This is a genomic window from Bacillus sp. CCNWLW194, from assembly GCF_037120585.1.
Taxonomy (GTDB): Bacteria; Bacillota; Bacilli; order Bacillales; family Bacillaceae_G; genus Bacillus_A; species Bacillus_A basilensis.
The window spans coordinates 264,841-276,381 of the sequence record NZ_JBBBBL010000010.1 but is presented as its reverse complement, the minus strand read 5'-3'; the positions used below and the strand labels follow the sequence as shown (position 1 = coordinate 276,381).

At 35.6% G+C, this 11,541-nt stretch carries 10 protein-coding genes; 4 read left to right on the top strand and 6 right to left on the bottom strand.

The features are described from left to right. Positions 1-263 precede the first annotated feature (263 nt). From gyrA to dnaA, 6 genes are all read right to left on the bottom strand, one after another. Positions 264-2,735, bottom strand: a complete 2,472-nt coding sequence (gyrA, locus tag V7S50_RS22770) for a DNA gyrase subunit A (protein ID WP_063224002.1) — start codon at positions 2,733-2,735, stop codon at positions 264-266. Positions 2,736-2,823: 88 nt separating this feature from the next. After that, complete coding sequence (gene gyrB / locus V7S50_RS22765; RefSeq protein WP_063224001.1) at positions 2,824-4,746, bottom strand: DNA topoisomerase (ATP-hydrolyzing) subunit B; 1,923 nt, start codon at positions 4,744-4,746, stop codon at positions 2,824-2,826. 38 nt (positions 4,747-4,784) lie between these two features. Continuing rightward, positions 4,785-5,912, bottom strand: coding sequence for a DNA replication/repair protein RecF (gene recF / locus V7S50_RS22760; RefSeq protein WP_242254042.1), 1,128 nt, complete (start codon positions 5,910-5,912; stop codon positions 4,785-4,787). 12 nt (positions 5,913-5,924) lie between these two features. Beyond that, positions 5,925-6,137: a S4 domain-containing protein YaaA gene (yaaA, locus tag V7S50_RS22755; protein WP_000821369.1), complete on the bottom strand. Its 213-nt coding sequence runs from the start codon at positions 6,135-6,137 to the stop codon at positions 5,925-5,927. A 127-nt stretch (positions 6,138-6,264) separates the two neighbouring features. Beyond that, positions 6,265-7,404, bottom strand: coding sequence for a DNA polymerase III subunit beta (dnaN, locus tag V7S50_RS22750; RefSeq protein ID WP_063223999.1), 1,140 nt, complete (start codon positions 7,402-7,404; stop codon positions 6,265-6,267). A gap of 178 nt (positions 7,405-7,582) precedes the next feature. After that, positions 7,583-8,923 (bottom strand): chromosomal replication initiator protein DnaA, encoded by a 1,341-nt coding sequence (dnaA, locus tag V7S50_RS22745; RefSeq protein WP_097951318.1) that lies wholly within the window; start codon positions 8,921-8,923, stop codon positions 7,583-7,585. Positions 8,924-9,488: 565 nt separating this feature from the next. Here dnaA and rpmH point away from each other — a divergent pair. From rpmH to jag, 4 genes are all read left to right on the top strand, one after another. Next, positions 9,489-9,623: a 50S ribosomal protein L34 gene (rpmH, locus tag V7S50_RS22740; RefSeq protein ID WP_000831901.1), complete on the top strand. Its 135-nt coding sequence runs from the start codon at positions 9,489-9,491 to the stop codon at positions 9,621-9,623. Positions 9,624-9,699: 76 nt separating this feature from the next. Next, a complete protein-coding gene (gene rnpA, locus V7S50_RS22735; protein WP_063223998.1) occupies positions 9,700-10,047 on the top strand; it encodes a ribonuclease P protein component in 348 nt (115 codons plus the stop codon). 52 nt (positions 10,048-10,099) lie between these two features. Then, complete coding sequence (gene spoIIIJ, locus V7S50_RS22730) at positions 10,100-10,867, top strand: YidC family membrane integrase SpoIIIJ (RefSeq protein WP_063223997.1); 768 nt, start codon at positions 10,100-10,102, stop codon at positions 10,865-10,867. Further along, positions 10,864-11,481, top strand: a complete 618-nt coding sequence (gene jag / locus V7S50_RS22725) for an RNA-binding cell elongation regulator Jag/EloR (RefSeq protein ID WP_063223996.1) — start codon at positions 10,864-10,866, stop codon at positions 11,479-11,481. The genes spoIIIJ and jag overlap by 4 nt, the downstream gene beginning before the upstream one ends. Positions 11,482-11,541 lie beyond the last annotated feature (60 nt).

The window sequence follows — 11,541 nt, the reverse complement described above, 5'->3', positions numbered from 1 at the left end:
GGATCAAACTCTCCAATAAAGTTAGTTTGTCTAGCATCTAAAAATAAAAATTGACGTTTCACGTTGTTTGTTTCGTTTAGTTTTCAAAGTTCAACATCGCGTTTCAGCGACTTTTATAATATATCATAGTATATTATTTTCGTCAACAAGTTTTTTTCGATAACTTGTATCTCTCATTTGCTGACTCTGCCTATTATATAAGCTTTCTCTTATCTATGCAAGTATTATTATAAAAAAATAAAGAGGGGAGAAATCTCCCTCTCTTATTCTTCTGAAGAAACCTCTTCGCTTGTTTCTTCTTCGTCATCTTTTTGTGCTTTTGCTACCGTCGCTACCTCTTGCTCATCTTCTAATCGAATTAGACGAACACCTTGTGTATTACGTCCCATTTGAGAGATTTGATCAACTGGCATACGAATAATAACACCCGCTGCTGTAATTAACATAATGTCTTCTTCACCTGTTACAGACTTAACCGCTACTAATTTACCGTTCTTATCTGTAATGTTACAAGTCTTCAGACCTTTACCACCACGACTCTGTAGTCTATACTCTTCAACCGGCGTACGTTTACCATACCCATTCTTCGTTACGATTAAAACATTCGTATCTTCTTCAACAATTTCCATACCTACGACTTGGTCCTCTTCGCCTAGTGTAATAGCTTTTACACCAGCTGCATTACGGCCCATAGAACGTACATCTTGTTCGTTGAAGCGGATTAACATACCGTTACTTGTCCCTACGATAATATCTTTATCACCAGATGTTAAACGTACAGAAATCACTTCATCTTCTTCACGAAGCGAAATTGCAATTAAACCGTTCGTACGTATATTTGCAAATGATGAGAGTGGCGTTCTCTTAGAGATACCTTGTTTCGTTGTAAAGAATAGGAACTGATCGTCACCAAACTCACGAATTGGAATAATGGCGTTGATCCACTCACCTTTATCTACCCCTAATAGGTTAATAATCGGTAGCCCTTTCGCTGTACGACTATACTCTGGAATTTCATATCCTTTTGTACGGTATACTTTACCCTTGTTTGTGAAGAATAAAATATGATCATGTGTAGAAGTAGTCAATAAATGTTCTACGAAGTCATCATCGTTCGTTCCCATTCCTTGTACACCACGTCCACCACGGTTCTGTGTTTTGTACGTAGAAGCTGGTAACCTCTTAATATAACCATTATGAGTTAACGTAATTGCAATATTTTGCTCTGGAATTAGATCTTCATCTTCAATAAATTCCATACCGCCGATTGTAATTTCTGTTCGTCTCTTATCATTGAAGCGCTCTTTTACTTCTGTTAATTCTTCTCGAATAATCTCAAGAACTTTCTCTTCATCTGCTAATATCGCCTTTAATTCAGCAATTAACTTCATTAAATCTTGATATTCTTGCTCGATTTTCTCACGTTCTAATCCTGTTAAACGTTGCAAGCGCATATCTAAAATCGCTTGTGCTTGTTTCTCACTTAAACCGAAACGTTCCATTAAACCTTGCTTTGCGATATCAGCTGTTTTTGAACTACGGATTAAAGTAATAACTTCATCAAGGTGATCTAACGCAATGCGTAATCCCTCTAGAATGTGGGCACGTGCTTCTGCTTTCTCTAATTCGTAAGCAGTACGTCTACGAATTACTACCTTTTGATGCTCTAAATAGTAATATAGATTTTGTTTTAAATTTAGGACTTGCGGCTCTCCATTTACAAGAGACAACATATTAATACCGAAGCTTGTTTGAAGTGCCGTGTGTTTATATAGATTATTTAATAGTACATTGGCATTTGCATCACGACGTACTTCCATAACAATACGCATACCATTTCGATCTGATTCATCACGTAAATCTGTAATACCTTCAATTTTCTTATCGCGAACTAATTCTGCAATTTTTTCAATTAATCGTGCCTTATTAACTTGATAAGGTAGTTCCGTTACGATAATAGATTGTTTACCATTTGATTTCTCTTCAATTTCAACTTTGGCACGAAGCATAATAGAACCTCGTCCTGTTTCATAAGCTCTACGAATACCACTTCGCCCTAAGATTAAACCTGACGTTGGGAAGTCTGGCCCAGGAATATACTCCATTAATTCCGCAATCGTAATGTCAGGGTTATGGCTTAATGCCAATACACCATCAATTACTTCGCCAAGTTGATGCGGCGGAATGTTTGTTGCCATACCAACTGCAATACCCGTCGTACCATTTACTAGTAGGTTAGGGAAACGAGCTGGTAATACAATTGGCTCTCTTTCAGAACCATCATAGTTATCTTGATAATCAATTGTATTTTTTGAAATATCACGTATTAATTCCATAGAAATCTTAGACATTCTTGCTTCTGTATAACGCATTGCTGCCGCTGAATCTCCATCAACAGAACCAAAGTTACCATGACCATCAACAAGCATATAACGTTGACTAAAATCTTGCGCCATACGTACCATCGTTTCATAAACAGCTGAATCTCCGTGGGGGTGATACTTACCGATTACTTCGCCGACAATACGCGCCGACTTCTTATATGCTTTATCAGCTGTAATTCCTAAATCATTCATCGCATATAAAACCCTACGATGAACCGGTTTTAACCCATCACGAACATCTGGTAATGCACGAGATACGATAACACTCATCGCGTAATCTAAAAATGAGGTACGCATTTCATGACTAATATTAATTTCTCGAATTCGTGCTTGTTGTTGATTGTCTGACATCAACGAGCACCTCCTCTTACATTTCCGTTACACATACATTGATTTATATGTAGAAGACAGGAATACTTAAATTCCTGTCATTACTCATTTAAATATCAAGGTTTTTCACGTATTTTGCATTTTCTTGGATAAAGTTACGGCGTGGCTCTACTTTATCCCCCATTAAAATCTCAAATGTTTCATCTGCTTCAATTGCATCTTGAAGAGAAACTTGAAGTAACGAACGTACTTCTGGGTCCATTGTTGTCTCCCACAGCTGGGTTGGATTCATTTCTCCTAGACCTTTATAACGCTGAATTCCAGGTTTAGGTTGGGCTGGTAATTCAGCTAGTATTTTTTCAAGTTCCTTATCGTTGTAAGCATATTGAATTTTTTTACCTTGTTGTACTTTAAACAATGGTGGTTGTGCAATATAGATATAACCACACTCAATTATTTGACGCATATAACGATAGAAGAACGTTAATAATAGGGTACGTATATGTGCACCATCCACGTCGGCATCCGTCATAATAATAATTTTATGATAACGAGCCTTCTCAATATCGAAATCCCCACCAATATTTGTACCAATTGCTGTAATAATTGTACGCACTTCATCATTAGATAAAATTTTATCTAATCGCGCCTTTTCAACGTTAATAATTTTACCTTTAAGTGGTAAAATCGCTTGGAAATGACGGTCACGTCCTTGTTTCGCAGATCCGCCGGCAGAGTCACCCTCTACGATGTAAATTTCACTGATTGCTGGATCTTTCGAAGAACAATCCGCTAATTTACCTGGTAAACTTGAAACTTCTAATGCACTCTTTCTACGTGTTAATTCACGAGCTTTTTTAGCAGCTACACGCGCGCGCGCTGCCATCGTACCTTTATCTACAATTTTACGCGCAACATTTGGATTTTCTAGTAAGAACTTTTCAAAGGCCTCCGAGAATACAGATTCTGTAATCGTTCTCGCTTCACTATTTCCAAGTTTCGTCTTCGTTTGTCCTTCAAATTGTGGATTTGGATGTTTAATTGATACGATCGCTGTTAAACCTTCACGAACATCTTCACCAGTTAAATTACTATCCGCATCCTTTAAAATATTATTTTTTCGACCATAATCGTTGATTACACGCGTTAGGGCAGTTTTGAATCCTACCTCATGTGTACCACCTTCATACGTATGAATATTATTTGTAAATGAGTAAATATGATTTGTATATCCTTCGTTATATTGCAACGAAACTTCAACCTGGATTCCATCTTTTGAACCTTCCACATATACAGGCTCTTCATGGATTGGTTGTTTTGAACGATTTAAATGCTCCACATAAGATTTAATTCCACCTTCATAATGGAACTCTTTCTTTTGCTTATGTTCACGCTTATCTTCAATTGTTAATTTAATATTACGATTTAAAAACGCCAACTCACGCATACGAGTTGCTAACGTATCAAATTCATATTCTGTCGTCTCTTTAAAGATTTCTGGATCTGGCTTAAAGCGAGTTATTGTTCCTGTTTGATTTGTATCACCGATAACTTTTAAATCAGCAACCGGAATACCTCTTTCGTATTTTTGGTAATGGATTTTACCATCACGATGTACAAATACCTCTAGTTCTGTTGATAATGCATTTACAACAGATGCTCCAACACCATGCAAACCGCCAGAAACTTTATAACCGCCACCGCCAAATTTACCACCAGCGTGAAGGACAGTCATAATAACCTCTACTGCAGGACGTCCCATTTTTTCTTGTATACCAACTGGAATACCACGTCCATTATCGGTTACAAGAATACTATTATCTTCTTCGATGCTAACATTAATTTCATCGCAATATCCTGCTAATGCTTCATCGATACTATTATCGACAATTTCCCACACAAGGTGGTGAAGTCCTTTTCCACTCGTAGATCCAATATACATACCTGGACGTTTCCGAACTGCCTCTAGTCCCTCAAGCACCTGTATTTGGCTTTCATCATATGCGTTCTCTTGCATTTGTTTTTGGTCCATTGACACAAAGATCACCTACTTTTCCATTTAAACGGGGGTTATGCCCTATCTATTTCACAATCTACCGTGCCGTTCGTTACATGAATTGTTTTTGCTTCTTTCAATGTTTCGTGTTCAATTCCGTCGACACTCGTCGTTGTCACAAATGTTTGCACCTTACCTTGAATTGTATTTAACAGATGTGATTGACGATAATTATCTAGCTCTGATAAAACATCATCTAATAAAAGAATTGGATATTCCTTAACTTCTGAGTAAATCAATTCAATTTCAGCTAATTTTAGGGACAGTGCGGTCGTTCGTTGTTGTCCTTGCGAACCAAAGACTTGAACATTTTTACCATTAACGAAGAATTGTAAATCATCACGATGAGGACCTATTAAAGTCGTACCACGGAAAATTTCACGTTGTTTCACGGATTGAAAACTTTCATAGTATACTTCTTTTATTTTCGACAAATCCATTGATTCTGATACATCTACGCTTGGTTTATAGATGATTTCTAACTCCTCTAATCCTCTACTAATCCCACGATGGATTGGTGCAGCCCATTCTTGTAGTAAGTGCAAAAACTCAAAACGTTTTCGCAATATTTTTGTACCATGTTCAATGAGTTGAAGTGTAAATACATCCAACATCGTTTCCTCATTTTTGCTATTCCCTTGCATTTTTTTAAGCAAGTGATTTCGTTGCGTGAGCACCTTTTGATATTGACTTAGTTCATACAAATAAACGGGTGCTATTTGTCCAAGTTCCATATCTAAAAAGCGTCTTCTTACTTGAGGGCTTCCTTTTACAAGATTTAAATCTTCTGGGGCAAACATGACAACATTCATTTCACCGATGTATTGGCTTAGTTTTTGTTGTTCAAGTTGATTTAACTTTGCCTTTTTGCCTTTTTTAGAAATATTTAACTCTAAAGACAAAGAACTGTTTCTTTTTTGCAAGCTACCTTTGATTTGACCATAATCTTCATCCCAGCGAATGAGCTCACGATCATTAGAGGTTCTATGAGATTTCGCCATCGCTAATACGTAAATAGCTTCCATCAAATTTGTTTTCCCTTGTGCATTTTCGCCAATAATTACATTGACCTTATCCTCAAAGGAAAGCTCTAATTTTTCATAATTGCGATAGTTTTTTAATTGTATTTCTTTAATAAACAAAGGGCTCCCCCTTTATGCCTGAACTTGGAAAGTTCCGCTTCCTGGAATTTCAATAATATCGTTCGCATACAGTTTGCGACCTCTTCTATTTTCAAGTTCTTGATTCACGTACACTTCATATTCTTGTAAAAACCATTTTACAGCGCCACCTGTATCAATTACATCGGCTAACTTTAAAAATTGTCCTAGTGTAATATACTCTGTTGAAATTTTAATACGTTTCATAAAATCGCTCACTTTCTGAAAGTGTTCATTCTTTCATTGTACTAAATAAACTAGCATTAGGAAAGTAATACCCAAAAATCAAATAAGGGCTACTAGCATCTGAAAACTAGCAACCCTTATTTCTTACTTAGTAAGTACGAACCGGTAAAATTAATTGAATAATGGATTCATCATTTACTGTACGAATTAAGAATGGTCTCATTGCTCCAGTAAAGCTAATCTTAATTTCAGTACTATCTAATGCCTTTAGTGCATCCATCATATATTTTGCACTAAAAGATATTTTTAACTCTTCCCCATCTACTTTTTCACATTGAACTTCTTCTACTACTTTTCCGATTTCTGGTGAATTGGAAGAAATTTCTAGCATTTCCTGTTCTAAGGTTGATAATTTCACAACATTATTACGACCATCTCTTGCTAATAGAGATGCACGATCAATTGCTTGTAAAAATTCTTTTGTATTTACAAAAATATCCGTTTTACTCTCTGCTGGAATTAAACGAGTTGTATCAGGGTAGTTTCCTTCTAACAATCTTGAGAAGAATAATAAATGTTTTGTACGGAATAATACTTGATACTCCGTAATAACGATATCTACCATTTCTTCAGATTCATCTAGAATTTTGCTTAATTCATTTAAACTTTTCCCTGGAATAACAACACTCGCTTGGAATTCATCTCCAATGCCTTCGATTTTTGCTTTTCTCAGGGCCAACCTGTGACTATCTGTAGCAATGCAAGTTAGTTCGCTGTTATATACCTTCCAGTTTACACCTGTCAAGATCGGTCTTGTTTCAGAAGTGGAAACTGCGAATACAGTTTGTCTGATCATATGTTTAAGTAAATCCGTTGGAATTTTAAAAACATGATGTTCTTCAATTTGTGGTAACAATGGATATTCTGCAGAATCTAAACCATTTAAATTAAACTCTGATTTTCCAGAAGTTATTTTTGTCATCAAATGATTTTCCACAGAAATTTCTACAGTTTCTTTAGGTAATTTTTTTACAATTTCACTAAAATATTTTGCCTGTAAAACAATACTTCCTGATTGTCTTACTTCTACGATTTCTTTTCCATCTTCTTCAACTGGGATAAAAGATTCAATCGAAATATCAGCATCACTTCCTGTTAATGTAACTCCTTCTTCCGTAGCGACAACTTTAATTCCTGTAAGGATCGGAATTGTTGTACGAGAAGAAACAGCCTTCATTACATCTTGTACACTTCTTACAAGATAGTCTTTTTGTATTGTAAAACGCATAAAGAAAAACCTCCGGTAAGTATATGATTTTATTTAATTAATAAAGATAAAAAATAGTAGTAATAGTAGTAGGGCTTGTGGATATGTGGATAACTCCTTTGAAAGATGTAAAAACAGTCTATCTACATGTGGATAGACTGTGCGTAAAACAAGGGAAGTTATTCACACTATTCAGCTACTACTTTAAAATATCGTTAATTTCTTCAACTTGCTTTTGTAATTGCGTATCCGTTTTAAGTAGCTTAGAAATTTTTTCATGGGCATGGATAACGGTTGTATGATCACGTCCACCGAATTCTTCACCTATTTTAGGTAAGGAGGAGTCTGTAAGTTCGCGTGATAAATACATTGCAATTTGGCGAGGAAAGGCAACTGATTTTGTTCGCTTTTTCGCCTTGAAATCTTCTAATTTTACTTGATAAACATCCCCGACAGCCTTTTGGATATCATAAATGGAGATAATTTTTGGTTTAGAATTTGGAATAATATCTTTAAGTGCTTCAGCTGCTAAATCAGCATTAATATCTTTGTTAATTAAAGATGAATAAGCTACAACTCGGATGAGTGCGCCTTCTAGTTCACGAATATTTGAATCAATTTGATTTGCAATATAAAGCATGACCTCATTTGGTATATCAAGTCCTTCAGCCTTTGCTTTTTTACGTAAAATTGCAATTCGTGTTTCTAAATCTGGTGGCGTAATATCCGTAATAAGTCCCCATTCAAAGCGAGAACGAAGACGATCTTCTAAAGTTGGAATTTCTTTTGGTGGCCGATCACTTGAAATTACAATTTGTTTACTTTCTTCGTGTAATGCATTGAATGTATGGAAAAACTCTTCTTGAGTTTGTTCTTTTCCTGCTAAAAATTGAATATCATCTATTAATAAAACATCTACATTGCGGTATTTATTACGGAAATCGACCGCTTTATTATCACGAATAGAATTAATGAATTCATTTGTAAATTTTTCTGATGATAAATATACAACCTTTGCGTTTGGGTTATGTTCAATTACATAATGACCAATTGCGTGCATTAAATGGGTCTTTCCAAGTCCAACTCCCCCGTAAATAAAGAGGGGATTATATGCTTTAGCTGGTGCTTCGGCTACGGCCAATGAAGCAGCGTGAGCAAAACGGTTACCAGAGCCAATAACAAATGTATCAAACGTATATTTTGGGTTTAGCATACTCTGTGGTAAATGATTAGAATCATCTTGTGCTGAATTTGGTTTAGCAGGAGGAAGATCGATCTCCTCTTCCGCTTGACTTTGGGGAATAATAAAGCGAATAGCTAATTTTGCCCCTGTTAAATCATAAAGTGTTTCCGAAATTAGCTCTGAATAATGAGATTCTAACCAATCACGAGCGAATTCATTTGGAGCCGTAATTGTTAATACGTCTTTCTTTAAATTATGTGCGGTTGTTGATTTTAACCATGTTTCATAACTGGGTTTACTGACCTTTTTTTCTAGTTCTTTTAAGGCACTGTTCCATAAATCAGAGATGTTTTCCAAAGGTGTCCCTCCTTTACTAAGATGGTAAAAGAATAAGGTTGCGCAACAAATGTACAACCTAAATAAATATAAAATGTATATTTATACGAAACGTATTTTAAAACCTAAAAACGTCGTTTGTATATGAGATAGGGTTTTCGACAAAAAAAGCGAATGTGGATAAGCATTTACCCACATGTGATTAAAACTGTCCACATGTTATACACAATTTGTGGATAAGATAAAGATGTGGAAAACTTATTCAAAGTGAAAACACAACTATAATATCAAAAAAAAGTAGCTATAGCAATGAAATTAAGAAAGTTATCCACAAAATCAATACCTTGTGGAATAAACTTGTCCACAATACGATATACTGTGTAAAAGTACGAAACGAGTTTGTGGATATAAAAAACAAGAAAAAACATTTATCCACAAGGAAATATAGGATCTGTGAAAAAGTATGTGAATAGGTTCAAAATGAATATTTGATGAAAATTTCGAGAACCATTGACATTTTCCTAGTTGATTAACTATAATTTATAGGACTGTCTTTAACAGATATTCCTCAGGGAGGTGTCATATAATGAAAAGAACTTACCAACCAAATAAACGTAAGCGCAGCAAAGTACATGGTTTCCGCAGCCGTATGAGCACAGCGAACGGACGTAAAGTGCTAGCAGCTCGTCGTCGTAAAGGAAGAAAAGTATTATCTGCGTAGACCACTGATCGTTCAGTGGTCTTTTTTTCTAATAATAGTGAATTTCCGCTGATGAACTACAGGAGTGTCAATTGATATGAAGAAAAAACATCGTATAAAAAAGAATGATGAATTCCAGACGGTTTTTCAAAAAGGAAAATCGAATGCGAATCGTCAGTTTGTTGTCTATCAACTAGATAAAGAAGAGCAGCCAAACTTTCGTATTGGCCTTTCTGTCAGCAAGAAAATAGGAAATGCAGTAGTGCGTAACCGAATTAAACGTATGATTCGCCAGTCGATCACAGAATTAAAAGATGAGATAGATTCTGGAAAAGATTTTGTTATAATAGCAAGGAAGCCTTGTGCAGAGATGACATATGAAGAATTAAAGAAAAGCTTAATTCATGTCTTTAAACGCTCTGGTATGAAAAAGAATAAAAAGTAGCGTAAGGAAATGAATTACACTATATACATACCGATACAAGGAGGAGTAGGCTTTGAAAAAGAAATTAGGTTTACTAGCCATGGTTGTTGCATTAATGGCGATTACTGCTGGCTGTAGTGAAGTAAATCAGCCAATTACACCAAAAAGCACTGGAATTTGGAATGAATACTTCGTATACCCGCTTTCTCAATTAATTACGTATTTTGCCAACTTATTTGGTAGTAATTATGGTTTAGCAATCGTTGTTACGACTCTTATTATTCGTTTTGCATTATTACCATTAATGATTAAACAAACGAAGAGTACGAAGGCAATGCAAGCGTTACAACCAGAAATGGTGAAGTTAAAAGAGAAATATAGCTCTAAAGATCAGGCAACACAGCAAAAACTACAACAAGAAATGATGCAGTTATACCAGAAAAATGGTGTAAACCCATTAGCAGGATGTTTACCAATCTTTGTTCAGATGCCTATTTTATTCGCGTTTTACCATGCGATTATGAGAACAGCAGAAATTAGTAAGCATACATTCTTATGGTTCGACTTAGGACAGGCAGATCCGTACTATATCTTACCGGTTGTTGCGGCAATTACGACATTTATTCAGCAAAAACTTGCAATGGCAGGAACTGCTGGTCAAAATCCGCAAATGGCAATGATGATTTGGCTAATGCCAATCATGATTTTAATCTTTGCAATTAACTTCCCAGCTGCATTATCACTTTACTGGGTTGTTGGTAATATCTTTGGTATCGCTCAAATGTACTTGATCAAAGGGCCGGAAATTAAGGCTAGTAAGGCAGGAGGATCAAGCAAGTGAGTATAATTACTGCTAAAGGACAAACAGTCGAGCTGGCAGTACAAGATGCTTTAAGGCAATTAAATGTTTCAAAAGACCGAGTGGATATAAATATTATCGATGAGGGTAAAAGAGGATTCTTAGGCTTATTTGGGAACCGACCTGCAGTAGTAGAAGTTGTATTGAAGAAAGATCCAATTCAAGAATGTGAAGAATATTTAAAAAATGTTATTCACGATATGGGTGTGGAAGCTGAGATTAGTAAAATTGTAAAAGGACGCGAAGTTGAATTTACAATTTCTGGAGAAAACATAGGTGTTTTGATTGGGAAAAGAGGAAACACCTTGAATTCTTTACAGTATTTAACGAAACTTGTGGCAAATCGCAATACGAGGCAGTATATTGGTATCACACTAGATGCTGAAAATTATCGTAGTAAAAGAAAAGCTACATTAGAAGCACTTTCTTATCGATTAGCAAAACAAGTAGTAAGTACGAAAAAAAGAGTTGTGTTGGAACCTATGCCATCTTTTGAACGAAAGATTATTCACCAAGCATTATCTAATCATCAAAATATCATTACAACTTCTGAAGGAAAAGAACCACATCGACATGTTGTAATATCTTCCAAATGACCGGTTACTCAATTGAGTGCCGGTTTTTTTTTGAGGGGAAAACAGGTGTGGATAACTGAA